Source organism: Providencia sp. PROV116 (genome assembly GCF_028482485.1).
Lineage (GTDB): Bacteria > Pseudomonadota > Gammaproteobacteria > Enterobacterales > Enterobacteriaceae > Providencia > Providencia rettgeri.
The window spans coordinates 19477-45768 of record NZ_JAMPQO010000002.1; the positions used below are offsets into that span (position 1 = coordinate 19477).

At 40.5% G+C, this 26292-nt stretch carries 22 protein-coding genes; 6 read left to right on the top strand and 16 right to left on the bottom strand.

Going from position 1 to position 26292, the window contains the following annotated elements; translation table 11 throughout:
- Window positions 1–152 precede the first annotated feature (152 nt).
- Together PSE72_RS01665 and PSE72_RS01670 are read right to left on the bottom strand one after the other, a co-directional pair.
- Window positions 153–1691 carry a DUF4139 domain-containing protein gene (locus tag PSE72_RS01665; protein WP_115167225.1) on the bottom strand — a complete coding sequence of 513 codons (1539 nt, stop codon included), beginning with the start codon at window positions 1689–1691 and terminating at the stop codon, window positions 153–155.
- A 163-nt stretch (window positions 1692–1854) separates the two neighbouring features.
- Entirely contained in the window at window positions 1855–2976 is a 1122-nt protein-coding gene (locus tag PSE72_RS01670) for a ribosomal protein uL16 3-hydroxylase (protein WP_115167226.1), read from the bottom strand.
- A gap of 467 nt (window positions 2977–3443) precedes the next feature.
- On the opposite strand from PSE72_RS01670, the gene PSE72_RS01675 reads away from it, so the two are divergent.
- Window positions 3444–3722 carry a VF530 family DNA-binding protein gene (locus tag PSE72_RS01675; protein ID WP_004910941.1) on the top strand — a complete coding sequence of 93 codons (279 nt, stop codon included), beginning with the start codon at window positions 3444–3446 and terminating at the stop codon, window positions 3720–3722.
- Between the two features lie 254 nt (window positions 3723–3976).
- On the opposite strand, the gene yjjJ is transcribed toward PSE72_RS01675, so the two are convergent.
- On the bottom strand, window positions 3977–5281 hold the full coding sequence (yjjJ, locus tag PSE72_RS01680) for a type II toxin-antitoxin system HipA family toxin YjjJ (RefSeq protein WP_115167227.1): 1305 nt from the start codon (window positions 5279–5281) through the stop codon (window positions 3977–3979).
- A gap of 213 nt (window positions 5282–5494) precedes the next feature.
- Between yjjJ and PSE72_RS01685 the strand changes: the two genes are divergently transcribed.
- Window positions 5495–5653 carry a hypothetical protein gene (locus tag PSE72_RS01685; protein ID WP_198641129.1) on the top strand — a complete coding sequence of 53 codons (159 nt, stop codon included), beginning with the start codon at window positions 5495–5497 and terminating at the stop codon, window positions 5651–5653.
- A gap of 135 nt (window positions 5654–5788) precedes the next feature.
- Here the strand turns inward: PSE72_RS01685 and PSE72_RS01690 are convergent, their stop codons facing one another.
- Entirely contained in the window at window positions 5789–6052 is a 264-nt protein-coding gene (locus PSE72_RS01690) for a DUF3811 domain-containing protein (protein ID WP_004910935.1), read from the bottom strand.
- A 156-nt stretch (window positions 6053–6208) separates the two neighbouring features.
- Between PSE72_RS01690 and mnmH the strand changes: the two genes are divergently transcribed.
- The gene (mnmH, locus tag PSE72_RS01695) at window positions 6209–7297 is read left to right on the top strand and encodes a tRNA 2-selenouridine(34) synthase MnmH (protein ID WP_115167228.1); all 1089 of its coding nucleotides are present in this window, start codon (window positions 6209–6211) and stop codon (window positions 7295–7297) included.
- An 81-nt stretch (window positions 7298–7378) separates the two neighbouring features.
- Here mnmH and PSE72_RS01700 read toward each other — a convergent pair whose 3' ends face one another.
- The 4 genes from PSE72_RS01700 to PSE72_RS01715 all read right to left on the bottom strand — a co-directional run bounded on the left by PSE72_RS01700 (window position 7379) and on the right by PSE72_RS01715 (window position 10510).
- A complete protein-coding gene (locus PSE72_RS01700) occupies window positions 7379–8032 on the bottom strand; it encodes a LysE family transporter (protein WP_115167229.1) in 654 nt (217 codons plus the stop codon).
- Between the two features lie 104 nt (window positions 8033–8136).
- On the bottom strand, window positions 8137–8601 hold the full coding sequence (locus PSE72_RS01705) for a YaiI/YqxD family protein (RefSeq protein WP_115167230.1): 465 nt from the start codon (window positions 8599–8601) through the stop codon (window positions 8137–8139).
- Window positions 8602–8736: 135 nt separating this feature from the next.
- Entirely contained in the window at window positions 8737–9228 is a 492-nt protein-coding gene (locus tag PSE72_RS01710; RefSeq protein WP_115167231.1) for a GNAT family N-acetyltransferase, read from the bottom strand.
- Between the two features lie 64 nt (window positions 9229–9292).
- A complete protein-coding gene (locus tag PSE72_RS01715; RefSeq protein ID WP_217007715.1) occupies window positions 9293–10510 on the bottom strand; it encodes an MFS transporter in 1218 nt (405 codons plus the stop codon).
- Window positions 10511–10621: 111 nt separating this feature from the next.
- Between PSE72_RS01715 and PSE72_RS01720 the strand changes: the two genes are divergently transcribed.
- Complete coding sequence (locus PSE72_RS01720) at window positions 10622–11209, top strand: TetR/AcrR family transcriptional regulator (protein WP_272690874.1); 588 nt, start codon at window positions 10622–10624, stop codon at window positions 11207–11209.
- 149 nt (window positions 11210–11358) lie between these two features.
- Here PSE72_RS01720 and PSE72_RS01725 read toward each other — a convergent pair whose 3' ends face one another.
- The 3 genes from PSE72_RS01725 to PSE72_RS01735 all read right to left on the bottom strand — a co-directional run bounded on the left by PSE72_RS01725 (window position 11359) and on the right by PSE72_RS01735 (window position 14188).
- Complete coding sequence (locus PSE72_RS01725; RefSeq protein WP_115167232.1) at window positions 11359–12384, bottom strand: threonine aldolase family protein; 1026 nt, start codon at window positions 12382–12384, stop codon at window positions 11359–11361.
- 194 nt (window positions 12385–12578) lie between these two features.
- Window positions 12579–13214 (bottom strand): DNA oxidative demethylase AlkB, encoded by a 636-nt coding sequence (gene alkB, locus PSE72_RS01730; protein WP_115167233.1) that lies wholly within the window; start codon window positions 13212–13214, stop codon window positions 12579–12581.
- A gap of 101 nt (window positions 13215–13315) precedes the next feature.
- Window positions 13316–14188: an EamA family transporter gene (locus tag PSE72_RS01735; protein ID WP_115167234.1), complete on the bottom strand. Its 873-nt coding sequence runs from the start codon at window positions 14186–14188 to the stop codon at window positions 13316–13318.
- 84 nt (window positions 14189–14272) lie between these two features.
- Here PSE72_RS01735 and PSE72_RS01740 point away from each other — a divergent pair, with 84 nt between their 5' ends.
- Window positions 14273–14764 carry a MarR family winged helix-turn-helix transcriptional regulator gene (locus PSE72_RS01740; protein ID WP_109912237.1) on the top strand — a complete coding sequence of 164 codons (492 nt, stop codon included), beginning with the start codon at window positions 14273–14275 and terminating at the stop codon, window positions 14762–14764.
- A gap of 47 nt (window positions 14765–14811) precedes the next feature.
- Here the strand turns inward: PSE72_RS01740 and PSE72_RS01745 are convergent, their stop codons facing one another.
- The 5 genes from PSE72_RS01745 to PSE72_RS01765 all read right to left on the bottom strand — a co-directional run bounded on the left by PSE72_RS01745 (window position 14812) and on the right by PSE72_RS01765 (window position 25525).
- Window positions 14812–16854: an SWIM zinc finger family protein gene (locus tag PSE72_RS01745; RefSeq protein ID WP_217007717.1), complete on the bottom strand. Its 2043-nt coding sequence runs from the start codon at window positions 16852–16854 to the stop codon at window positions 14812–14814.
- A complete protein-coding gene (locus PSE72_RS01750) occupies window positions 16851–18005 on the bottom strand; it encodes a VWA domain-containing protein (protein WP_004910916.1) in 1155 nt (384 codons plus the stop codon). Before PSE72_RS01750 ends, PSE72_RS01745 begins: the two co-directional genes overlap by 4 nt.
- Entirely contained in the window at window positions 18005–20551 is a 2547-nt protein-coding gene (locus tag PSE72_RS01755; RefSeq protein WP_115167235.1) for a DUF5682 family protein, read from the bottom strand. Before PSE72_RS01755 ends, PSE72_RS01750 begins: the two co-directional genes overlap by 1 nt.
- 105 nt (window positions 20552–20656) lie before the next feature.
- The gene (locus PSE72_RS01760; protein WP_115167236.1) at window positions 20657–21766 is read right to left on the bottom strand and encodes an ATP-binding protein; all 1110 of its coding nucleotides are present in this window, start codon (window positions 21764–21766) and stop codon (window positions 20657–20659) included.
- Window positions 21767–21790: 24 nt separating this feature from the next.
- Window positions 21791–25525 (bottom strand): DUF4132 domain-containing protein, encoded by a 3735-nt coding sequence (locus PSE72_RS01765; protein WP_272690875.1) that lies wholly within the window; start codon window positions 25523–25525, stop codon window positions 21791–21793.
- Between the two features lie 359 nt (window positions 25526–25884).
- Here PSE72_RS01765 and PSE72_RS01770 point away from each other — a divergent pair, with 359 nt between their 5' ends.
- Window positions 25885–26274 (top strand): RidA family protein, encoded by a 390-nt coding sequence (locus tag PSE72_RS01770; RefSeq protein WP_198641139.1) that lies wholly within the window; start codon window positions 25885–25887, stop codon window positions 26272–26274.
- Window positions 26275–26292: the final 18 nt, after the last annotated feature.

Here is a 26292-nt window from a genome sequence, read left to right on the forward strand (position 1 = left end):
TTGTTATTGTTGTGTCAGCATGGCGTTATTCTAACGCCATCTAACATTAACTACAAAAATTGTTATAACCCTAATATTTGTTTGTCTTTTGGATAGCTCAATGTATAACTGAATGAAATTTGCTTTTCTTCATTAGGCTCTAAAGTAATATCCTAGGCTATTTCACCTGTACTTTTATTGGTAACTGCGTTTTTATCCTCTATTTCAGACACTTTTATCTCACTATCCTCACTTAGCGGAATTTGGTCATAAACCGTTAATTCAACTGGTTTCGCATGCATATTTTTTACTTTGATCAAGTAACTTTCTGTTTGTTGGATTGTTGATCCCATAAAACTCGGTTTTTTCTTTATTTTTTCATTTGGTTCACGGGAAACTTGAATACTCTTGTCAACACCAAAAGGAACTCGTAATGTATCAACCAATTGATTTGCATTAATCATAACGTTGCCGATATATGTATTACCATAATAAATATTAGCATTTCCATTCAATAGGTTAAGTGATTGCCAATTGTCGATATCTGCTTGTAAGAACACCTCTTCAATCAGTTTTGGCGTGGTGGTATATTTGTATTTTACACCGAGATTTTGTTGTTTGATGGTGACAGTATTCGGCTTGTTCGCGCTTTTTAGTGAATAAGGCAGGGCGATTTGATAATTTAAATTGATACCATTATTAGACGTTGTAACAAAGTCTGATATACCTGAATTGATTGTTTTTTTCTTCTCACTAACACCATTTTCTTCATACATTTCCACAGGGGCTGCAGGCATCCTCATTCGAACCTGACGCGCTATTTGAGCATTATCATCATAAACGGATAAGCGCCAAGGCTGTAAAACAGAAGGCGTGATATTTTTTGATGGGTTAACCGTCGATAAGGTCAAATTGACTTTTTCCCAATCAATGCCTGTATTTTGAATTAAATTGGCTTTATACGTGAGGGTGATTGGCGACCCAACGTCCTGACTACGAATGTCATAACTCGGTGACCACGCGGCATCAGGCGTTAAATAGGACAATTGTAGCTGTGCAATGGTTGGTTTAGCCGCATCGACCAACATGACAATCTGAGTTTGCTGGCCAACAGACGAGGGCATTTTTTCATCGATCTGCGTTTGCAATATCGAAAGTTTTTCTTCTAACTTATCAATCTCTAATTGGTATTTTTGTTGTTCATGCAATATTGAAGTCATTTGTTGACGGATAAAGTCTAACTTTTGAGAGGACTGTTCTAATGATTGCACGTTATTTTCCCCAAAAAAGCGCTGATCTTTCAATAAGCTTAATTGTTCTTCACCGACTTTGATTGCAATGTTTAAGTTTTCAACTTGCTGAACTAAGTCCTTTTGTTGTTCTTGTAATTCAACAATATTGGCGGGGTATGTAGGTGTAACTGCCACATTTTGTACATTTACAGAACGAATAGTCACATCACTATTATCAAAATCAATTGAGAGTGTTTGAGCGTCAATATTGCTTGCTATATTCGTAAGAACAACCTCAGTATGACCCTTATTAAGTGACAGCGTCACACTGTTGTCCAAGGTAGCACCGCGTAAAAACACGGTTGCATGATTTAGTTTAACATCTTGATTTAGTTTAGTTTCAGCGTCAGCACGTACGTGTTGAGAAGCCAAAAGTGTTGCGAATAATAAGCCGCTGGCCAACCGAGTAGGAACCGTCATTTTTAACTCCAATCACAAGTACCGCTAAGTAAGATAATGACTAAAACTAGCTTATTTGACTTTTATTAGATAACAGATAAAACCTAAAAACTGACAAAAGTACAAGGACAGAAGGGATAAAACACCCATCAGCAGGTGTTTTATCTTGTTGGGCAGGGGCGACTTATTCTTCGAAATACCAATATCCTTGATTGATAAATTCGGTTAATTGCGTAACAAAATCTGGGTTATTCAGTGCCTTACCAAGTTCATTGCTGTCGGCTTCCGTAAACTGGCACAATGCATCCGCACCTTTTGTTTCTGTGGTAATCCAGCTTTCAGAATTCACGAAAAAATGCTCATTGATACGCATCACACGCAAACCGCTCAGTCGGATCAGTTTTTGACCATCATTTAATGCACTTAGCACTTCTTCCGGTTGATATGGCGGTTCCGCAGGCGCAATATCCAGCTCATGACGTAGGGTCGTTGCAAAACGGCCTAACCACTGTTCAAAATCACCCGGTTTATTGATCATTTCAATCATCATGGCTCGTAGACGTTCAACCTCATGAGGTTTCATGGTGCCTGTGTTTTCAGTCACCGTGAGGTCAGGATCGCTATAGTTTATGCCACCTAAATCCTGTTCCAGCGCATAGTCTGCAAAACTGCTCAGCAGATCACGTCCTGTTGGCCCGCGAAAGCCGACAGAATAGTTCATGGTATCTTCGAAAGTGAAACCATCATGAGGGAATCCCGGCGGAATATACAGAATATCTCCAGGCGCCATTTCTACGTCAATAATCGGTTCAAATGGGTCGACATGTAATAATGCCGGATGTGAGCAGAATTGACGCATCGGTAGGGCATCGCCCACACGCCAGCGGCGGCGTCCCATACCTTGGATGATGAAAACATCATAGTTATCAATATGTGGTCCAACACCACCTTCAGGCACCGAATAGGAGATCATCAAATCATCAAGACGCCACTCAGGCAGTACACGAAACGGTTTCACCAGTTCGGCCGCTCGCATATGCCAATGGTTGACCGCTTGCACCAGTAGTGACCATCCTTTTTCACCTAGTTCGCTGAAATCTTCAAACGGGCCGTGACTCGCTTCCCATTTGTTATCAATAAAGCTGACTAGGCGACTGTCAACTTCCGGCTCCATGGCTAAGCCCGCCAGTTCATCCGGTGTGATAGGGTCGACAAAATCAGGAAATGCATTTTTCAATACAACGGGTTTTTTCTGCCAGTATTTTTCTAAAAATTCAGGCCAGTTAAGATTCAGTTTGTAAGCCATGTGACCACATCTATATGAGTAAATTAGCGGGTAATTATAGAAGTAATACACCGTCATATTCTTGTTTGGCGTCAAACGTCGGTCAATAACTTTTGTGGGAATACCCGTAACATATTGCCAAAATTCATTTCTCACAATTATCATAATATGAATTAGGTTAGTTAGCATGGGAACTAACAGATATCAGAGCAATTGCAGAACCCATAGAAGTTATTGCAAAACGGAAGATTTATGAAGTCAAATTGGGTTTAAAACCAAAAAAGAACCAACACGATTAACCAGCCAAAACGCTGGATTTCTTCATTTCACACTTAGATTCGCATAATGCATATTATGTTAAATAGAATTTCAGGGCAAAAATAGGCCTTGCTCGTTCAGTCATTGTTAACACCCTATTGACTTAGATTGGTATTCAGCTTATTTATATGCGCTTAATAATAACCTGCCTATGCTTCGGATATGCCGTAATGAGTGAATATAAATCGAAAGACCCTTTACATGGAGTTACACTAGAAATGCAAGTTAATGCATTGGTTGATAGATACGGTTGGAGCCAACTTGGACGCATTATAAAAATAAACTGCTTTAACAAAGATCCAAGTATTAAATCTAGCTTAAAGTTTCTTCGTCGCACGCCATGGGCAAGAACTGAAGTTGAGTTACTCTATTTGGATATGATAGAAAACAATTCGATTGATAATACGGGAGCATATCCTAATGACCCATGGTGTAATTCACGACGTTAAAAGCCAAGATAATATTAACGCCTCACTAATGACCACAATCATACATAACAAATATCTACTTAAGCCTTAAATCTACCTTAATGATGTTTAAGGTTTAGGCATTACGGCCGCCCCGCTGGTTAATACCCCTTTCACAAAATCGGGTTGAAATTTCATGGTTAAAAACTTACGTAACCCAATTTTGGCGATCGGTTACATAAGCAATTAACCTTTTCATGAATAATGAAAAATACTGACATCTATACCAATGAGCCTCACTCCAAACGGGATATGCGTGACCTCGCCTCATCAAGATGATTACGCAACGCAGTAAGACATTGGCCAAAATTATTTGATAACCGATCACAATTATTTACCAAGGTGAAAAACTCTTCCGCTAGTGCTAACGCCTCTCGCCAAATATCCCCACTGATCCCATCAAGTAGAGTTGCCACTCGAAGTGAGTTTACGATTTCACCGCCCGATTTAGGAGCAAACCCCATAGGCAAAATATCGTAGGCTGGCGCAAGCTGATATGGACGACCATGGCTACTAATAAATGATAAATTACCATGGTGCATATCCGTATTTCCTATCAACATGCCAAATGCCCAAAGTCGCGCAGTACTAATGGCGGCATCGGCATCTACATACCCTTGTTTGACAAGGTCATTCACCAATACAGGCCAAGGTTTCATCGCTTTGCCAACAAACTCAGCTTCTAGAGCTTGTAAAGAGAAAAGGCCTATGCGACCCAGTGAACCTACTCGGTCAAACCGAGGAACTTCAAGAAAGCGCTGCCCACCAAAATCAAAAACATTTGTTTCTACACCAAGCACTTTTAACGCAAGATGTTCAGCTTGCAATAAATCGCGCCACCGTTCGCTGATTACGTTATCGTCCAGCGCCGTAAATTTTACGAGTACATGACCACGATCGGTATAAGTACAAAATTTTGGTTGTTCTCCACCGGCTGATGAGCCTGGAGCTTCTCCAGAACTGACAGCCAATGCTAGCGTGGGATAGGTTACAGCTCGATCAACAGGTGTCGGTGAAGGCATATTCAAAAATTGCTTTTTTGCCTGCTCCCCAATTAATAAGTTTCCTACTGCATCATGACCATGGGTAATTAAAGCCCTTATTATATCGCTATCTGACCAGTGTTCTGGATTAGCCGGTAGACCAAGTTCTGCTGAATAAGTTGATGCATACGCCCGACCAAGATACCCCTGTGGACGCATATCAAACAACCACCATGGCAGGCCATCACTATAAAGGCAGACATTATCTTCCTGCTCCATGACAAATCCTCCGGGGTAAACTGGGATCAGTTTCCCTAGTGGCCTTAAGGTTCCCTCTTCACTGATACGATAAATAGGTGCCGTATCAAACCCGCGAAAAGTATCACGCAAAGCATATTGAATAGATGGACCCGAACCAATTCGAACAATGTCTTCACCAAGTGATGTTAACGCTCGAGAAATGGTTGGCTGACTAATGTTCATTATATCAGCGAGTTGCCTTGCGGTTGCTGGCTCTCGGCGTAATAATTGACGGATCATTTCAAGTCTATTTGTCATGATTTAATCACTCGGTGAATAGATTCGTGAATAGATAAATGAATACCTATATGAATAGATAATCTATCAGCCATCGCTACTTTTGTCACGAGGAAGTTAAACAACCATCGATGAATACTGAAAGCCGTTGTATTAACTCATAGCATTCATGGATTAGGCTCACCTATATAATTTGTTATGGTGATATACAGATAAATCGGTAAGGATAATAAAATGAAACTTTATACTCGTGGTCGCATTATCATTGGGTTACTTGCATCACTATGTTTACTTAGCCTTATCGTATTTTTTACTAGTCATCTTGATAATTTTGATTTCTATAACGCGACTGAAGAAGAAACAACAGAATCATTACGGGATGGTTTCCCATGATAATTGGATTTTGCGACAGCAAAACGACTAAATAACAAGAATAATAACGCAATCTTTTTCATCTTAGAGGTCTTTTAATGATTTGAATTACGTAAAACTTAACGCAAATCGCTAGCGGAACACTCTGATTAAAAATTAACGATACCCTCTTTTGTGATTTTGGGAGGACCAACTGTATGTTGTATCACTGGGTACTAATTTATCTTTTTTCTTTTCTGCTCGTCGTTTTTTAGCTTGTTTTTCGACTTCTTGAGATATTTCGGTAATAATTTGTTTTCTTACCTTGCTCTGCTCAGAATTGGTTAATTCACGGCCTAGTTTCTTCCTTTCTTGCGCGAGTCTCGTGCGCACTTGGATTTTTTGAGTTTCGGTCATTTCTTGAATCGTTAGCATCTTCATAGTATTACCCCTTACTCATATTAAAATACCTAACGACAATATATCATTATTACGCAATAAAATACTAATCCTCGTTTTAAACCTAACATTAATGCCAAGCAATAGGATTAAGAGTATAGTAAACCCATTGCAACTTTAAAGAATCTCGCTGTTATTATGGAATTAACCACTTCTTCGCAAAATATTCGTCAAATCTTAACCACTGGCACACCACTCATCGATGTCAGAGCGCCTATCGAATTTCAACAAGGGTCAATGCCGAATACCATTAACCTGCCTTTGATGAATGATGATGAACGCGCAGCTGTTGGTACATGCTATAAACAACAAGGTTCGGCTAAAGCTGTTGAATTAGGCCACCAGCTTGTTAGTGGTGACCTTAAAATGGCTCGGATCACAGAGTGGATAGCAGCTTGTAAACAAAATACGAATGGCTATATTTGCTGCGCACGCGGTGGCATGCGGTCACATATCGTGCAATCTTGGTTAAAAGAGGCCGGTATTGAATACCCTCTAATCAATGGTGGTTACAAAGCATTACGACAAACAGCAATTGATGCCGTTAATGAATTGGTTCAACGTCCTATTATTTTAGTGGGAGGCTGTACGGGTAATGGTAAAACCACTCTCGTACATCATTTAGCGAACGGAATTGATTTAGAAGGTCTCGCACATCATCGTGGCTCTTCGTTTGGTCGTACATTACAACAACAGCACACTCAAGCCACTTTTGAAAATTATTTAGCAGTTACGCTATTGAAAAAAGCCCAACAATGTCAGCGTTGGGTACTGGAAGATGAAGGACGTGCCATTGGTGCGAATAGCCTGCCACTTGAACTACGCGCACAAATGGAAAAAGCGCCAATCGCTATTATTGATGACCCTTATGAACTGCGCCTTGAGCGTTTAAAATATGAATATTTTGACCGTATGACGCAAGATTTTATAGCGACTTTTGGTTTCGAGCGTGGCTGGCAGGAATATAGCGACTATCTACATCATGGTCTGTTTGCCATCCGTAAACGGTTAGGATCACAGCGGACAATCGAATTGACGCATTTACTTGAGCGTGCTTTAGCAGACCAAAAAACAACCGGAGATACCCAGACACATTTTTCGTGGTTAATCCCATTGTTGAATGAGTATTATGACCCAATGTATCGCTATCAATTAAGTAAAAAACAACACCGCATCATTTTTCGCGGTAATTATCAAGAAGTTGAACATTGGTTAACGCATCAATAAATTCATTTTATTCCACTATAAATAGCCTCATCGCAAAGTCTGAGGCTATTTTATAAAGCAATGACTTCTTCATCAGTAAATCTAGAACGGTGATTTCTTCATAGCCAATTCGCTGAACCCTTGGTAAATCAACCTTGTTGCCAACGCCCCTAGAATTAACCCAACACCTTTACCGACAACTTTATGAATTCGTGAATAGGTTCTACGAACAGAGGTTAAAGAGAATGTTTGGCATAAAAAAATCCGCCAGATTAATGATGCAATAACAATTCCCAGCCAAATGACTAATTTAACCCATAATGGTGTTGATGGCGAAATGGTCGTTGAAAAAATACTCATAAAAAATAAAACGGTTTGGGGGTTTGATAAATCAGAAATTAGCCCCCGCCTAAAATAGATACCAGATGGGAAATGTTCCGTAGTATTTTCGGTGGACAGATTAAGTTGCGTTTTGTTATTAAATACACTTAGCGCGTAATAAAGCAAATATAAGCCACCAAGAATTTTAATCAGTGAAAATAATGAACCGAATTCAGCCATTAATGTGACAAGACCGAATAAGCCGAGCCCCGAATAAATGGCATTGCCTAACACCACACCATAACCACAAGTTAATCCTGCTTTTTTACCTGAGCTCAATGTGGTTTGCACCACAATAAACAAATTTGCTCCAGGATTAAAAAAGGTCAGTATAAATAAGAATAGCGTGATGATAATACTGTGTAATGGATCCATCATTTTTCTTCAAAAATTTAAGGTTAACCATTATAGGCACGGTATAGATTGTAATTCTGTTTTACTATGCACATTTTCTGAGCTTAAATAAAAAATGTGCTGGTTTATAATGACTTTAGTGATTTCTTACGTTGCAACAACCACTTATCTAACTCATTAGCAAATTGTTGCCTGTCTTTCTGGTTTAGACTTGCAGGCCCTCCCGTTTGGATGCCACTGGCTCTCATGGTATCCATAAAGTCACGAATATTAAGACGCTCACGAATAGTCGCTTCGCTATACAGTTCGCCTCTAGGATTCAATGCATTGGCGCCCTTTTCCATAACTTCTGCGGCTAATGGGATATCTGCCGTGATCACTAAATCATCTTTTTGAGCTCGTAATACAATTTCATTATCCGCTACATCAAATCCTGCAGGCACCTGTAAGGTTTTTAAAAAAGGAGATGGAGGTACTGTTAAGCGTTGGTTCGCAACAAATGTTATTTGCACTTTTTCCCTATCTGCTGCTCGGTATAAAACTTCTTTAATTACTTTTGGACAGGCATCCGCATCAACCCAAATTATCATTATTACTTCCCAAATGGTGATTATCTATGATGAGATATCATATCAGACAACAAAATTACACGTTAGATACTTCGTATGGAAAAACTCCCAAGCTCACTCAGACGGCCTCAAAATAGTGGGCTTGAGAAAATAGGTTTACAGTTTCATTACCATTTCATGCCACGTCATTCCACCATGGTCAGATTCTGACGGTTTAATATATTGGTAGCCAAAATGCTTATACAGGTCAATATGGCGTTCTTTGCACATGAGATGAATCGTTTTTTTATTCATCTCCTTCATGGCATTGATAAACCTTTTCATCAGTAAAGATGAATAGCCTTTACCTTGATATTTGGGATGTACTACCACTGACATAATAACGACATTTGGTGCTTGTGGGTCATGCCCAATGAGTTCTTTAAACTCTTCATCCGACATCACAACATCCCATGCACAACCCGAATTAATAAAACCAACGACTTCCCCGGCTAATTCCATACATAAAAAACCGTCTGGATATTGCTGAACTCGTGTTGCTATTTTTTCTTTTGTAGCCGCTTCATCCCCTTCATAGGATTCGATTTCAATCGTATAACAGGCGTCAACATCATCAAGTGTGGCAGTGCGAAAGACTGGAGAATGCATGAAATTACCTCATTAAATTATTTTTTATGATTTTATCACTACATGGTTTATTTTTTCGTTGTTTTTAATGGTATTCCTCACATTCAACTGCCATTTTTTGTTGTGTTTTATCCCGTAAGTAGCTCAGCCATGTTGAAATGAAAACTAAAACTCCACCAGAGATTGCGACGGCATAACCTGCATAAGGACCATAGGTATCCACCATTTTGCCCGTTAGCATCGCACCAATCGCAACGCCAATATTTAACCCTGCGAGTAACCATGTCATTCCTTCTGTTAATTTATTCCGTGGAACAATTCTCTCAACTAATGTCATTGCAATAATCATCGTCGGTGCAAAGAACAATCCTGAAATAAACACCACCACAGACAAAGAATAAACACCTACCACCCACCACATTGGCACAATAGAAAGAAACGTCATTAAGCCACTGAGGAATAATAAACGTGATAACGGTGTGTTAAAGGTTAACCCGCCAAATACAAGCCCCATCGCACATGAACCGACCGCATAGGCCGATAACACTAAACTGGCCATCGCTGGTTGCTGTTGTAATTGAGCCAACGTGACACTTAAAATATCCACACTGCCAACAATCACACCTAAAGCAATCATTAATACAATCAACAACTGCAAGCCAATCATTGAAATAATTGATTTATTCACCAATACAAGAGAGTCATGCGCCACAACTTTAGGTTCTGTGCTTCGCTGTGAAATAAATAAAGCCATTCCCACGGCTAATAAAATTGCCGCAACCAGTAAACCTGCTTGAGGAAATAAAGCGACAGTGATCCCGACAGATAACGGAGGGCCAACAATAAAAGTGGCATCATCAAATACGGTTTCTAATGAATAGGCTGTTTGTAGTATGGGTTGATCTTTATACAGCGCAGTCCACCTAGCCCTTACCATGGCAGACATACTGGGCATCGCCCCCGTTAATAACGCTCCGATAAATAAGCCGATATCAGGTAATGATAACCACGTGGTAAGGATAATAATAAACACACCAAGCACACTGATTACGGTCACCACTGGCAAGACGTGAAATTGACCATATTTATCCACTAAGCGAGAAACTTGTGGGGATAGCAACGCATAAGTTAAGACAAAAGTTGCAGAAACAAGCCCTGCTAAGGTATAGCTTCCTTTTAGTTGCGCTAACAAGGTAATGATCCCGATCCCCATCATCGGTAACGATAAACGCGCCAGTAACCCTGCTATCACAAAGCGTTGGTTTTCTTTTGCCTGAAATAACTGCTGATAGCGACCTATCATATGAGCTCCAAAATGAAATTTAATTATACATACTCTGCGTATGTATAATCATGATATAATCATACACATTGAATGTAAATAATTATACGCTATGTATGTAAGAGGCTTTTAATGGCAAGAAGAACGCAAGCTCAAATGGCAGAAACACGTGCAAATTTATTAACTACAGCACGAGAGCACTTTAGCCGGCTTGGTTATGCAGAAACCTCAATGGATGAAATAGCAGCAAGCGTTAATCTCACACGCGGAGCCCTTTACCACCACTTTGGTGATAAACAAGGCTTATTTACTGCCGTTGTTGAACAAATTGACTCACACATGAATGCCCGTTTACAAGCAATTACTCTCCATACTGAAGACCTCTGGAATAGTTTTTGTCAGCGTTGTCACGCCTACTTAGAAATGGCATTAGAACCGGAGTATCAACAAATTATTTTGCGTGACGCGAAAGCCGTTTTAGGCGATTTTTTGGCTAAATCAAACTTACAGTGTACTGAACAAATTGAACGCCTGCTTCATCAGCTAGTCCAAAATGGCGTTATTAAAAGTATTGATACCCATGCATTGGCTTTTTTAATTAATGGTGGACTCGCTGAGGCCGCTTATTGGATCTCGCAAGGTGATAGTCAACAGCGACTAAAGAAAAGTGTCGATGCCATAGATATGTTGTTATCAGGGCTATTACTCACGAAAGATTAGCTCTGTGTTACCTTTCGCTGGCACGGATATTGTATCAGTACCAACAATATAATTGCTCAGTAAAATCCTCAATATACCGCCACCATGATAAATAAAACCCAATAAATATAGGCGAAAAATAGGAAATATTTATTGGGTTAATGAATTATCTAAAGTAGAGTTTGGAAAGTTTGTTTTAATTTATCGACATCTTGCTGAGTTGTTGACCACGAGGTACAAAAACGAATACAGGTGGTCTCTCGTGTCGGTTTGCATATTTGATTTAATTGATAATGTACTAATAATTTATTTGCCAGTGCATCTGGGAAAATAACGAAAACTTGGTTTGATTCAACGGGCGCAAGAAACTGAAATCCCTTTTCGGCAAAAAATGAAGCTAATTGTGAAGCCATCTCATTAAGATGACGCCCCAATTTAAAATACAAATCATCATTAAACAGCGGCTCAAACTGGGCAGCAAGCAGCCAACCTTTGGCTTGTAACCCACCTTTTTGTTTAATACTAAAACGAAAATCAGATTGCAGTGCTGGGTTTACAATCACCAAGATCTCCCCGGTTAATGCACCAATTTTCGTTCCACCGATATAAAAAATATCAGTTAACTGCGCAACATCTTCGACTGTTAAATCACTATATTTCGACATTAAACCTGAAGATAAGCGAGCACCATCCATAAATAACAGTAAGTTATGAGCATCACAAACCTCGCGTAATGCAACTAACTCTTCTTTACGGTAAACGGTGCCAATTTCAGTTGAATTACTAATATAAACAAGCTTAGGTTGGACCGTATGTTCATCATTATGCTCAGACAGCACCTTGATGATGTGTTCTGGTGCTAATTTACCTGATGGTGAGTCAACAGTAATAACTTTATGGCCGGTTGCTTCAATTGCTCCCGTTTCATGGACTGCGATATGCCCGCTGTCTACGGTGATAACCGCTTGGTGTGGTCGTAAAACATGGGAGATCGTGGTTAGGTTAGTGATTGTACCGCCATTAAAAAAATGAATTTCCGCATTAGGTTTGCCAATTCTTAATCTAATTTTATCTGCTACGCGAATACAAACCTCATCAGTACCATAACCTTTGAAACGTTTCCCTGATAAATCATTTAAGACTTGCATAACTGCCGGATGAGCTATTTCGTTATAATCATTTAAAAAGCTATACATTCACTTACCTATCAATAATTAGTTATATTAATTTATAGCCATTATTTATAGGGGGTTCCAATTCATTATTCAATGATATTTTTGCTATATAAATACCAAAGTTAACGATTAATATTATTTAAGTTGCTGAAATTAAATATTAAGTCATTCATAGTCTATTTCATTGATAAATTGGCATACTGTAAAAGGTGAATTCAGGGTTGAGAACGCCTAAACGTCAAGTTATATCGATACGGGCCTAACAGCGGGTGTACACCTGATTTGACTCGACGCACCCCATGATAATTTAATCGTGACTGGCCTCCCCATACCAAAACATCGCCATGCTCTATATAAATAGCAACTTTGGGCGCATCTCGAGTTACTCCACCAAAATCAAATGTTGTGGGTAACCCTAAAGAAAAAGAGACAATCGGCTGAGTAAAATCAGTTTCGTCTTTGTCTTGGTGCAATGCCATCGCCGCGCCAACGGCATAGCGATTAATCAAGCAAGCGTCAGGGATAAAATGATCAAAGCCAGCAGTGCTCGCTGCAGAAGTGGCCAATTGAACAAAGGAAATTGGTATGGGTTGCCAAGGCTCATTAGTGACAGGGTCACGCTGACTATAGCGATATCCCTTTTCATCAGTTACCCAACCCCAGTCACCGCAGTTAGTCATTGCGACAGACATTGAGTAGCCATTTGGTGTCGTCATATGTCTTAAGGGGTTAGCTGCAATAATGTTGTTTAATGACTGCAATAATGCATCAGTTTGCCCCAGTAGAAACCCTTTGAGTAAAAAAGCCTCTGGTGCAATTTGTACGGTATTATCTTCATCAGGAAATAGCATATTAGCCACTGTTTAATAGTCTGAGTGAATGCTCTAATGAATGTTAACACAGGAAAAAAAGGTTGCTCATCACATTCAATGAGCAACCTACAGGGTTAACTTTAACGTTGATAAGCTAGAGTGATTTTTCTTGTTTCCGCTCGCTGGCTCGCCCACACACTGAGTAAAATGACAACCATGCCGATAAATTGCAAGGTACTAAGCTGTTGGTTGAGATAAAACCATCCCAAAACCACCGCACTCACGGGGCTTAAAAAACCCAGTGACGCCACTGAACTTGGACCTAATATTGCCAGTCCGCGGAACCATAAGGCGTAAGTTAATGCACCGCCAATAAGCGTGAGATACCCTAAACCAATTAAATTTAGTGAACTTAACGTTGGTAAAGCCGGCTCAAACATCATGGCAAACGGTAATAATACTAATCCTCCCGCGGTTAATTGCCATGAAGTAAAGGTTAAAGCACTGACTGGTGGCTGCCACCGGCGACTAAAAACCGTCCCCGCAGCCATTGAAAATGCCCCTGCTAACCCAGCAATAATACCTAAAGGGTCTAAGGCGGCATTCGGTGTTAAGAGCAATATAGCTACCCCGAATACCCCTGCTATTGATGCCATAATGGAGACCGCAGATAAACGGTTATTTAACAGCCAGCGGCTTAAAAATAGCACAATTAATGGCTGTACAGCGCCAACCGTTGCGGCGACACCACCAGGTAAGCGATACGCAGCAATAAACAATAGCCACCAAAATAAAGAAAAGTTTAAAACACCTAATACCACTACCCGCAACCACCAAATGCCTTCGGGGAGTTTTCGTAACACAAGTATCAATAGTAATCCTGCAGGTAACGCGCGTAATACCGCCAATGTTAATGGTATCCCTGCGGGTAACATCTCTGTTGTCACTAGATATGTGCTTCCCCACACAATTGGTGCTAATGCTGTCAACCCTAAAACCGTTATACGATTCATATTTCTATTCTCTTAATTTATCTTGAAGTCAAGATATGTGCATTTTACCTTGACGTCAAGATAAATAACCGCCATTATTTGCCTATGGATAGAATAGATAAAATCACTCAACAGTGGGAAAGAGAGCGCCCTGACCTCGATATTAGCCCAATGGGGTTAATTGGCCGGCTAGGTAATGTCGCGTTCCACTTAACTCGGGAAATGGAAAAGGTCTTCGCTCAGTTTGGCCTTAACCGTTCAAGCTTTGATGTACTTGCGACTTTACGGCGTGCAGGTGCCCCCTATACACTGAGCCCGGGAGAAATGTTATCAACGTTGATGGTCACATCGGGGACGATGACCAACCGAATAGACCAATTGGAAAAAGCGGGGTTAGTCAGCCGCCATACTAACCCTGATGACGGCCGCGGCTTTTTGGTTTCATTAACTCCCGAAGGGTTAACGTTAATCAACCAACTTATTGAAGCACACACACAAAACCAGGCTCGCCTCGTCGCTAACTTGTCTCAACAAGAGCAACATGCGTTGAACCAGTTATTACGGACATTCTTAGCATCATTTGAATCTAATGAATAATAATACGTTGTGTTGAACATAACATGGGGGGAATACCTCCCCTCATGTTATTGGCTAAATTGAAAAGGTAATGGCATTTGTAACCGTTCAAAATGGTCACATAAATAAACTAATTGTAAAAGTAATTGGGGTTGTATAGCGCCGGAAGCCACCAAAGGTTTGAACTGATTAGCCAACCAAAGCGCCCCCAAATCTTCAAGTGTTCTAACGACATACGCTATTTCATCTTGTTGAGTCTGAGATAAACGCTGCCTTCCTGTACATGCTTGAGTTTCTAATACCGAAAGTAGCGGCCGAACAAGCTGACTAGCCAACGTTAATTCAGGTACAAAAACTTGGTTTTTTTGCTGTTTTTTCACCATATATTCGATAATTTTATTAAAAAAACCAGAACGTTGTTTCTTACGCGGTGTACTTTCAAAATCTAAATAGAACAGCTCAATACCATGTTCTTTTTTTAACCATAATGTTTTGGGGATTAATTGAAGCACTTCTTGTGAATGGCTCACCTGCACCGTCACAGCACAAATTGGCCATTGCTGCTTTGTAATAAAACGCAATTCCTCAATTTTATGGTCATCACTTCCTTGCCAATTTAGCCGTAAAAACGCCCTGTTTTTTTGTGAATCAATCACCGTCCACAATACACATTGTTCGGTTTCATCCCAATAGAGCGGCTCATAATCAGTAATATGCAATAAAATGGGCGAAAACCTATTCTCTTGTATAAATGTCGGTAATTCGTTAGCCGCTGATTGCCAGTCGGTATAACCGAATTCAGCTTTGATATTAAGGTAATCATCAGTTGTTAATCCTTTTTCTTTGCAGCTAACTGCATAGCTTTCACCGCTAGCTGATAATTTCCCTTCCTCTGATAACCTTGGTAAATGCAATTTAAAGGGGCTTTTCATCAAACTTACTGCGGTATGTTTCCATAACGCCAAGGTTTGCCAAACATTTTGTCGGTTAAACGTCGGGTCAAGGCTATTTCCACGCCCCTGTGTGCATTGAATAATTTTTTTATTTTGTTGATCCCAAAAACTCAATGTAGCACCGATCGCACCGCTATCTGTTTTCCACCAATTCGCATCGATAGGCAGCAAATCAAACTCTATGGGTTGGTCGGTATACTGCCGTCTTTGTAACCCTTTGAGTGCCATAAGCTGATGTTCATTGGCTGTTGATAATTGATACATATAAGCAGATATTTCAGCAATTAACCGTAAAACTTGCCCTTCATCCATCGTAAAATGTTTATCGGCTAAGCGTTTAACTTGCTGGCTAAGGCGTTTCATATAATTGGCTAAGCGAGGCAACCCTTCCGCACGTGCTGACATATTTAGTAATTGCAACTGGCTAGCACTACTTTGGCTAATATGTGATAGCCCTTGTCGTAACATATCCTGAATGAATTGGTCGACTGAGCCCATCACCATTTTATCGTCTTGGGTCAGCTCTTGTTGATGAGTTTGACCTACGGTTATCTCCTCTGGCCATTGCCACAGTTGGCCATGCTGAAACATTAGTTTTGCAATAATAGCGAGATGAACTGCACTTTTTTGTTTTTCAGGTATTGATGAAATCATGCCCTGCAAACCACTACCTCGCATATAAATAATTGGCTCATCATATTCTGGTAGGATAATTTTTAACTGGCTAGAATGTGCTTCATAAACCAGCTCTTTATCTTGCCATTGCTGCATAAATCTCAACGCTAAACGAATATCAGGTTTCGATGTTTGTTTGATTAGGTCTTCTGGTAATAATGCTAATAATTCACTCAACACCGTTTCACTAGCTACCGGCTCTGCTAAAGTCATTTCTGCGGCTGTATTCGATTGAACCCATAAAACTGCTGCCAAAATGTGTTTACAGCATCCCGTTGCTGGGCAATCGCAAGTGGCTTTTTGGATCCCTTGCGCATCTAAAGAGACACATTGCCCATCACTCGTGAATGTCCCAAGGTTTAAGTCCGTTGGATTAACCTTTTGGTTTTCAACATCTTTGCGTGCACGCCTGAGTAACCCCACATTCGCTAATACGACTAATGCGTCGTCGTCATACTGTAGGTAACTGTTTTTCCAACTCATTGCATGACCTCTGCTAACCATTGCGCAAAATGCTCCGGTGTTAATGCTGCAACATGCATCCCTCTATCTGCGAGTTTTTGGGCAATTTCAGGGTCATAAACAGGGAGTGCCTCGTCATCCAACGCAGCTAAACCTAATAATTTCACTTGTTGGCTATGTAAACGCTGTGTGCAATTGAGTAAATGATTCAGCGCGCCACCCTCTTCAAAATCACTAATTAAGCTAATCACGGTACGTTTTGGGTTACGTATTAAGCTTTCGCAATATTGCATGGCTTTAGCGATATCTGTTCCGCCGCCCAGTTGCACTGTCATTAACACTTCAACGGGATCATGCGCAAGATGGCTTAAATCTACCACTTGAGTATCAAAAATCACTAAAGAGACACGCACTGTCGGCAATGCCGCTAATATACTCGCACACACCGCGGCATACATAATAGAGCTCGCCATCGAGCCGCTTTGGTCCACACACAAGATCACATCCCATGGTAAATGCTGTTGCTGACGAGAATTAAAATGGGGTGTTTTGATAACTAACCGTTGATTTTGCTTATCGTAATTCTTCAAATTGGCAGCGATAGTCCCTCGCCAATCAAAATTACGGCTGTTTGGGATCAGTGAACGTTGAAAACGGTTACGCCGCCCTGTTAATGCGTGACGAAATTGGTTACGCATTTGACTTAAAATATCATCAACTACTTTACGTATAATATTTTTAACGGCATCACGGGTTTCTTCATTCATTTTCCCGCGTAAGCTTAACAAGGCTTTAGCGAGGGATTTTGTCGGTTCCATGGCATTGAGCGCCTGTGGATCCTTTAGTAAGCAGCTGATCTCATAACGTTCTAATGCTTGGGATTGCATCCGCTCAAAAGTACTATTAGGAAATAATTTACGTGCTTGATTTAACCAGTTAACCGCCGTTAATTGAGAAGCATCTAAGGAGCCGTGGCGTCCAGTTTCTTGTTTTAAGCCTCGACGTTGGTATTCTCGGCGATATAAAAAATCCAAAGAACGTTCTATTTTCAACTCTTCAGCACTAAAGGTGGCTTGGCCCAGCGCGTTATCGGCATATTGCCCGAGGACTAAGCGCCAGCGCTTAGCCAATTGAAGTTGTTCAGGGGTTAATGTCGTATTTTTCTGACTCATTATTTGTCATCCTGAGCACGAGCAAACCAATCCTGTAACCCTAGTTCAATCAGCTGGCTCTGTAATTGTTGTTCGAGTTGAATCACTTCCATCATCTGTTGTTCATTAAATTCTGTCTGGTGCAATGTGAGTTCTTTTGCCTCAATCGCCATGTCTTGTGCCACATATTGTGCCATTTGTGCATTTTGTTTAGGCGTTAACTGGCTAAACGCAAACCGTAAATCAGGTAACACCTGAATAAAACGCCCTTCATCCCATTCACTAAGCAACTGATTTAACATATCAATTAATAATGGTATGCGTAAGACTAACTCTGGTGCTGTTCGCATCACACCGATAAAATAGCCAATTGCCATTTCAGGATCACTGCCTGTGCTGAACGCGCGTCTAATTTCATCTGTCAGGATGGTTTCATCAATTTTCGCCCCAAGGTAACGCAAAGCATCCACTGCGCCTTTTAAAAGCGGTGTCTGGTTTAACTGACCTTCACAACGGTCTAATGCCTGATAAAAATCATTGGTGTAGTCATGGCTTTTATTAATTTCAGGCATAAAAGTGATTAATTCACGGCAAGAAAGTAATGCTGAAAAATGCAGCTCTTGCTGCTGTTCATCCCCTTGTGTAATTTGTGCAAAACAATAAAATGCTTGTTGTAATAAGGCATCTAAACGCGCTTCGATAGCAAAACTATCTTCAATATCAAAGAATTGGCGCCCCCGCCATAGATGAACCAGTTTATGGCCACAAGCAATCAATGATTCAAACTTTGTATCCTGCTGAATATAACCATCCAACAAAGAAAATAATGCGGGCATCCGTTGATGTAACCCAATTAACGCGGCTTGCATAAGGAGTGCAACCGCACTTTGGCTTGAGCGACTAACCCCTTGTTGTTCTAGGTTTTTTTCCATTTCAAACAAACGGGCTAACGCGATAGCTTTTAATTGCGTTCCTTTTTCCGATAATGCAATCAATTCCCCTTCAACATTGGGCGTCCACGCGTATTGCCATTCTTCAAATAATAAATCCATTTGGTTACCCGACAAAAAGTTTGGCCCAGACAGAAGCTTAGCAAAATGGATATCAAGAAATGCTAGTAAATGCAGAAATCGGCTACGCGCACGATGTTGTTGGTTACGGTAAACATCTAAGCGGCTCACCTTACTTAAGGTATCATCAAGTTTGAAACGAAAGCTTTTTGCTATTTCATAAGTTTCAGTGACTAACGGAGGTGTTGCTGTCCCTTTGGGAATTTTTCCGAGTAAAAAGCCGGAAAAACAGGTTGTTATTTCCTGCCAAAGTTCAACTTGGCTTTCATCTAAGCTACCTTTGATAAAAACGCTTTGTAACCCATCCAACAGGTCATAACGCCCTGGGCCTGCATGCCCACGAAAGACGGCAAGGCGAATGCTTTGCTCTGCAGCCAGTTTAACCGATAAAAAACCGGGAGCCGCTTCAAATTGCCTTTCACGTAAGATATTCGCAACTTTAGAAAGATAGGCAACACCTAAACGGTTTCGATAAGCCTGCGTAGGCTGGTTATCGCCTGTCAACTGTGCTTGGCGTTGCTGCAATAATGACAACCATGATTGTTGGTAAAATGCCGGAGAAGGCATGCCGGATGCATAGCCATTTAATGCATCAAGTTTGTCATAGCTATAGCGAATAAACCAAGCCTTGTCTTGTTCACCCAATTTTTGTTGTTGAATAAACGCTTTTTGTTGTGCTACAGAAAGCTTAAATTGTTGATTGCGAGTCTCTTCTAACCCTTCAAGAAGCGCAAGGGTATGGAATCCTCCCGTCACCACCACAATTTTAGCTTGTGGATGCTGGGCTTTAATGGTCTGGATATGCGCTTGCATATAGCGCTCACGCTGTATAGAGCCTTCTGCTTCAAGGACTTGGGGCTCATAATCAAGCCGTGCCAATGCACACCAAATAAAGCTATCCATGAAAAATGTCTGCCAATCCGCGAGTTGTTCAATCGCCCGTAATTCAAAAATTTGCTCCCATAATTCATCATGGTCACGGCAACCACTTTTTTTCGCAAGCTGGCTAATAAATAGGCTATGGGCTAAGTAGCGTTCTTTCTGCAAACTTTGATATTGCAACTCATTGGCTTCGTCTTCATTAACTTGCGCTGTCCATGGTAAGTCAATGAAACGCAACTGGGCTTGGTGTTGTTGGCCGATTTGTAAAGCCTGCCATTCAGGGGAATATTCACAGAAAGGAAAATAAGCAGATCGAGTGACAACGTCACTTTTATCTTCTACTTGTGCGGGTTTTACTTCTGTTTGTGCCATAATAGCGACAGGTGGCAGGGTATCATGATGTAATAAGCTCGCCAGTAGCCCATTAAAACTATCGGGTCCCTCGATTAAAACATAGTCAGGTTCGATTTGTTCAATCAACGACAACGTACTGTATGCACATGCGGGGCTATGATGCCGAATAGGTGCAAAGTAGATACCGGCTGATTCAAGTTGTTGCCTGTCGTGTAATGCATTTTCAATGCGTTTTGGTAAAGGTATAGATAGCAAGCTCACCGCTGATTTCCCTAAGGGTTATTCGTCTTAAATGGCCTTGTACTGATTCAATCATCATGACGAGGGGTTGGTAGAACCATAGTGGCTCTACCTTGTTATGAAACTTTATTGCCAATATGCCCTCGAAGCATCAAAAAAAGCTTTCCACTCTTGGCTATGTTTCGCCCTTTCTCTCGCGACATTGTCAATGTAATAACGCATCCGTTTGATATCATCTGCGTTATCTTTTAAAACCACACCAATAAGCTGGCGTGCAACTGCTCCTGCATTGAGTGTGCCATCACCTAAGTAATGGGCTTCAAGCGCACATGCATAAGCAATATTAACGGCTTCAGCTGTCGACATCACCGCGTCTGGCGTTTTAATGCTGCCCCCATCTTTGGTATTTCCTGAACGCAATTCTTGGAACGTGGTGACCAACAGCTCGATCACGTTGCTTGGGATGGTTACTTGGCCATTGAGGTCAGCTAACTCTGCGGTTAATTGCTTATTGATCAGCTCAATTTCAAATGCGGGATCTTGGATAGGCCGTACCGTTTCAAAATTAAATCGACGTTTTAACGCTGATGACATTTCATGAACGCCACGATCACGCAAGTTTGCTGTACCAATTAAATTAAACCCTTGTTTCGCGCTGATCCGTGCATTGTCTTTCATTTCAGGGATCATCATTTGCTTTTCTGACATCAAGCTAACCAGCACATCTTGAATTTCAGGAGGACAGCGCGTGATCTCTTCAAAACGAACAATTTTCCCCTCTTGCATACCTTGGTATAACGGCGAGCTAACCAATGCTTTCTCTGTTGGGCCTTCAGCTAATAGCAATGCATAATTCCATGAATATTTAATATGATCTTCAGTTGTGCCCGCGGTTCCTTGAATGGTTAAACCTGAATCACCACTAATTGCAGCAGCTAATAACTCCGATAACATGGATTTTGCCGTCCCAGGCTCCCCGACTAACATTAACCCTTGTTTGCCTAATAACGTCACAATTGCACGGTCAACTAAAGCATCATCACCAAAAAATTTTGCAGAAATATTGAGTGATTCATCACCTAAGATAAATTGCCTAACAGCACGAGGTGAGCGCAACCACCCTTGTGGTTTCGGGTTCTGTTTATCTGCTTCGGTTAAACGCGCCAATTCATCGGCAAAACGAATTTCTGCGCTTTCACGCAGAATATTCCCTTCTATTGTTTTACTTTTAGTCATTCTAAAATCCTACGTTAAACCCACTTACCAAGGTGTTTTCTTTTCCCACTCAGGATCAAAACCTGCACACGCATCCGCAACTTTTAAATAATCCGCATAGCTTTCAGCTAATAAAATAGGTGGGATATCTTTTAACTCGATATAGCTGCGGTTCCATGAGCTTTGTTGTGATTTTTCGAAGCTTAATGAAAACAAAACCGCTGGAATATTTTCCTCTGGCACATAGCTGCCACTAAATTCGATATAGACATAAAAACCTAAACTGGCGAAGTGTTTTGCATAATGGGTAAAACTCCCACCGTCTTCTGCTTGCCCGCGTTGATAACCCATTTTTGTCAAGACGCCACGCAAGGTATAGGTGTCGGTTAACCACCCTTTACGATCTTCAATTTCAGTTAATTTCAGATCCAGATCAGGGATTTTATGTTCCATTTGTGAAAATAAAAATTTCACTTTGTAATCTTTAAAGTGCGTTATCCACGCTTTTCGCTCATCTTCACTGACCAATGCAGCATGGGCTAATTTGATGTAAGAGTCAGCAGATAACGTCACTTCGTCATCATCTAAATTTAATAAACTACCATCATCCGATGGACGAAACACATTCAGGATATTGTTCTCTTTCGTTTCTATCCAAACTAATTTTTCGATAAGGCCACGCATCACCGGGTGCGCTTGGATATATTCCTGCCAATCTGCGGTTGTCCAAAGGCGCTCTGCGCACATCGCTTCATATAAACGAGCCGTTTGCAGTTCAATGACTTGCTTGAGTTCTTTTTTACTCGCAGTGAATAGCTTTTTAGATTCTTTAGCCAATTCTTCGTTATCGGTTTTACGTGTAGCGGGTAATGCTTTGATTTCTTTGCCTTCTGGATTAAATAAGACTAATTTTTGCTGTGCGTCCAGTTTCGCAGTAAACGTACGATCACCGTATTCAAGTGCCAAAATACCTGTTTCATCCATTCCGGCAGTCGGTATTGTTCTATCTGCAAGTTCATCCGCACTCCAACCATTACGTTCAGCAATTTGAGCAACAAGTCCGCGCGCTTTTTCTTGAACTGACGCGGTACGATAACGGCGAGAAAGTGACAATAATAATTGAATAATCAGAGGGTCATTGCTTGTCGCCACCGCATCAATCATGGCTTCAATTTGTGCACGACGTTGGTAATGATCACGCATATAGTTGCGCAATGTGGTTACGGCAAGGTGCCCTTCAATACCACAAATCAGCGCTAACATTCCTTTATCACTAATAGCGGAGCCTAAATAGCGGCGCAGAACTTCATTTTTAATCTCATTAAACGTCTGTTCTAAAGTATAGTTTTCATACTGACTATAATATTCAGGCCAGCGTTTCACCCAATCTTGATAATTAGCTAAGCGTTTTGGGGCATCACGTTCTGCTTCTGCCATTGCCATTTCTAATGACGGCCCAGCAATATCTTGCCCGATAAAACTATTTAAAATAAAACTACCTAATTTCTTTTGGCTATCTATCGAAAGTAAACCAATATAACGTTGAAGTAATCCATTACCCGCTGGCATTTTTAATTTAACGGCCAGAACCACCCACCAGCGAATAATATCGGCTTCTACGGGTTTATTATTTTGCCAAGTTAATGCCGGCAAAGAATCGAGATTAAACCATGCCATACTAGCAGGCGCTTTCGCTTTTAGCCCTTTTTGCGCTTCAGCTAATAACACTTTAGGCGCAAGATAACCGGAAATATCCTCACCAAATTGTTCCAGTGCAGTTAACAAGGCCGCCCGTACAACTTCCCGTTTTTCTTTCTTTAATAAGGCATAGAGTGGTTTTAATGACTCTGGATTTTTCAAACGAGCCAACCATTCAATTGCGGTGACACGAATTTCTTGTTTGCCTGAATCTAACCCTTCTGCCGCGTTGAGGTGAATATTCGGTAATGTCTCTAGTAGTTTTTGCGCGCTCAGACGATGGGTTTTATTTTCCCCAAGAGCCAACTCCATAATACGTGGAATAAAACGTGCTGGAATGGTCGGTAACATTGCAAGGACATCAATTCCACTCGCCGCATCATATTCTTGATAATAACGCTGCGTTTCTTGTTGAGGAATTAAACCTAATGCTTCTGCAATAAAATCTGGGTATTGAATGAAAAACGGCCAAACTTGTGCTGGCTGGTTAAAAATAGCTAACCCATTAGCATATGAGCGCAAACAAAGGTCTGCAATCAACCGTGTTGCGTTTTTAAAATGACATTGTGTTAACGTTTTTTCTAGCTGACGCAATTCAATTTGCCCAAGAATTCGTGGTGGAACTTCCCGTGTAAGATGGTAATGGGATAAATGTTCCTCATTTGTTCGGTTATGGCTGATCAGACGTAATGCATGGAATAAGGTATATTCTGGCAAGTTAGTAATACGTTCTTTAAATTTCACCACGCTATATTCATGGTCAGTAATAATTTCCTTACCTGAATTCAGCTTATCAATCACCTTACAGCAGGCTTGCGCATTGAGTTTTTGGAATTCTTTATAATGTCGCTGTGCCCAATTGTAGCTGTGCTTCTGTTTTTTGTTTTCTTCAATTTCACTTTCTGCATTTTCCTTGGCTTTTTGCAGCATTTCATTGAAATTATTAACTAAGATATCTTTTGCACTTTCAGGCAGCGGTGTATCTTCTAATTCAATAAACTCAGGTAACTCAGTCTCTTCAACTTGGCTGGCGGTATCCATGACTGAAAATCTCGAAATTGCACTTTCAATACTTTTCAGTACGGTTTTATTGGTTTCCGTTGTCAATGCCGCTGCTAATATCTCTCTGTGTTCGCCTATACGGGCAAACAAATCTGCTGCTTGGGTACGCTGTTTTGGCGTACCTCCAGTTAAAATTTGAGTTAAGTGTTGCGTAACCGATTGTGCAGGTAAAATTGCCATTGTGGGTTCCGCGGCTGCACGCACTGTTTTTAACGAACTAGTAGCAAAAGAAACTAATACATCAGCAAAAAGCGTATAAAGCTCAACGTCTTTCTTCAGTGTGTTGATTAACTGAATTTGCCCTGCAGCAGATAAATTATTCACTAACGTCTGCTTAATAAATGCTTGTTCTGCGATTAAATACGCTTTGAATCCTGGAATGGCAAATAACCGATTTAAGTTATCATAATGGTAATCAGATAAATGATGACGATCGAAAATGATATATAAAATAGTGTTAGCCGGTTTATCTGTCTCTTGTTCGATGATTTCAGTTAGTAGGTCAAAATGCCAATGTTTACGGTGTTCTAACTTAGTATCCCGCGAATTATCATAGGTTTTTGCAAAGGCATCGCCCATTAAATAACTTACCCACGATGGTAATTCAGGTGTTAATACTTTGATGTTAATATCTTGGCACGCCGCCGCTAATACTTTTGCAAAACGGGCAATTTGCGATGAAGTAATCCCATCGCCCACTTTCGAATATAGTTTATGTCTTGCATTTGCCCCTTGGCGAATTAATTTATTATATTGGCTCGAATTAAAGCTATTCCCTCCCCACCACCAATCTACGGTACCGGGCTTATCGAGCAAAATAACCGCTTTTTCGGTATCCAATTGGCTTAATTGAACCAATACTTCTGGCGATTTTCCATCTAATACATACTCTAAAACGGTTTTAGGTAGTTCTTCATCTAAGACAGACAAAGGTAAAAGCGCTTCTTGTAAATATTGTTCTGCAACGGGTGATTCTTTTTTCCCAAAAATTGAAAGAAGATTAAATGTGAACTTTGCCATCTGATATCCCTAAAAGTATTTATATAACAACTTCTTATCATTTTAATGATATCGTCACAATTTGATTATTCTTAATCATTTTTAATTAAGATATATCATTTAACCCGTCTTGCGATTTTAAATTCTACCTATAGGGATATAGCTATAGGTTTACTCTTTATAATTAAACTTTACCCAATAAATTATTTAATTAACTGCCTTATACCTCTATTTTTCTTTTGATTATGTTGACGATAATTCTGATAACAGTTTATTGCTATTTACATCAAATTTATTCGCGAAGAAAACGTTGACTAAACACTAAATCTAATATTAGACTAAAAATCTAGTCAACGTATTTTGTGCATGGTGAGGCAGATATGAGTCAACGTATTGAATGTGTGAATGCACCGACACTCATTGCTCCAAAAGGGCATTATTCACACTGTGTTACTGCTAATGGATTGGTTTTTATCTCAGGGCAATTACCCGTTGATAAGTTAGGCAATGCGATGACTGACGTAGCATTCCAAGAGCAAGCCACGCTTGTGCTTGCTAATTTACAAGCATGCTTAGATGCTGTTAATTGTAGCAAAGCGCATTTGGTTCAAGTTCGAGTTTATATAACAGATATGGAAAATTGGCCGTTATTCAACCAAATTTATGCTAGTTGGATAGGCGATCACCGCCCAGCTCGTGCTGTCGCAGGCGTTGCTGAACTTCATTTTGGTGCAGCATTAGAAATTGAAGCGGTTGCGATATCTGCTTAATTACTTATTATTCATTGG

Coding starts and splice junctions, on each gene's coding strand:
- yjjJ (WP_115167227.1), bottom strand. CDS start 5,281: ATGACAAATAGACTTGAAATGATCCGTCAATTATTACGCCGAGAGCCA.
- PSE72_RS01750 (WP_004910916.1), bottom strand. CDS start 18,005: ATGAGTCAGAAAAATACGACATTAACCCCTGAACAACTTCAATTGGCT.
- PSE72_RS01725 (WP_115167232.1), bottom strand. CDS start 12,384: ATGTATAGCTTTTTAAATGATTATAACGAAATAGCTCATCCGGCAGTT.
- PSE72_RS01720 (WP_272690874.1), top strand. CDS start 10,622: ATGGCAAGAAGAACGCAAGCTCAAATGGCAGAAACACGTGCAAATTTA.
- PSE72_RS01700 (WP_115167229.1), bottom strand. CDS start 8,032: ATGGATCCATTACACAGTATTATCATCACGCTATTCTTATTTATACTG.
- PSE72_RS01740 (WP_109912237.1), top strand. CDS start 14,273: ATGGATAGAATAGATAAAATCACTCAACAGTGGGAAAGAGAGCGCCCT.
- PSE72_RS01675 (WP_004910941.1), top strand. CDS start 3,444: ATGAGTGAATATAAATCGAAAGACCCTTTACATGGAGTTACACTAGAA.
- mnmH (WP_115167228.1), top strand. CDS start 6,209: ATGGAATTAACCACTTCTTCGCAAAATATTCGTCAAATCTTAACCACT.
- PSE72_RS01670 (WP_115167226.1), bottom strand. CDS start 2,976: ATGGCTTACAAACTGAATCTTAACTGGCCTGAATTTTTAGAAAAATAC.
- PSE72_RS01685 (WP_198641129.1), top strand. CDS start 5,495: ATGAAACTTTATACTCGTGGTCGCATTATCATTGGGTTACTTGCATCA.
- PSE72_RS01715 (WP_217007715.1), bottom strand. CDS start 10,510: ATGATAGGTCGCTATCAGCAGTTATTTCAGGCAAAAGAAAACCAACGC.
- PSE72_RS01760 (WP_115167236.1), bottom strand. CDS start 21,766: ATGACTAAAAGTAAAACAATAGAAGGGAATATTCTGCGTGAAAGCGCA.
- PSE72_RS01735 (WP_115167234.1), bottom strand. CDS start 14,188: ATGAATCGTATAACGGTTTTAGGGTTGACAGCATTAGCACCAATTGTG.
- PSE72_RS01710 (WP_115167231.1), bottom strand. CDS start 9,228: ATGCATTCTCCAGTCTTTCGCACTGCCACACTTGATGATGTTGACGCC.
- PSE72_RS01745 (WP_217007717.1), bottom strand. CDS start 16,854: ATGAGTTGGAAAAACAGTTACCTACAGTATGACGACGACGCATTAGTC.
- PSE72_RS01705 (WP_115167230.1), bottom strand. CDS start 8,601: ATGATAATTTGGGTTGATGCGGATGCCTGTCCAAAAGTAATTAAAGAA.
- PSE72_RS01765 (WP_272690875.1), bottom strand. CDS start 25,525: ATGGCAAAGTTCACATTTAATCTTCTTTCAATTTTTGGGAAAAAAGAA.
- PSE72_RS01665 (WP_115167225.1), bottom strand. CDS start 1,691: ATGACGGTTCCTACTCGGTTGGCCAGCGGCTTATTATTCGCAACACTT.
- alkB (WP_115167233.1), bottom strand. CDS start 13,214: ATGCTATTTCCTGATGAAGATAATACCGTACAAATTGCACCAGAGGCT.
- PSE72_RS01690 (WP_004910935.1), bottom strand. CDS start 6,052: ATGAAGATGCTAACGATTCAAGAAATGACCGAAACTCAAAAAATCCAA.
- PSE72_RS01770 (WP_198641139.1), top strand. CDS start 25,885: ATGAGTCAACGTATTGAATGTGTGAATGCACCGACACTCATTGCTCCA.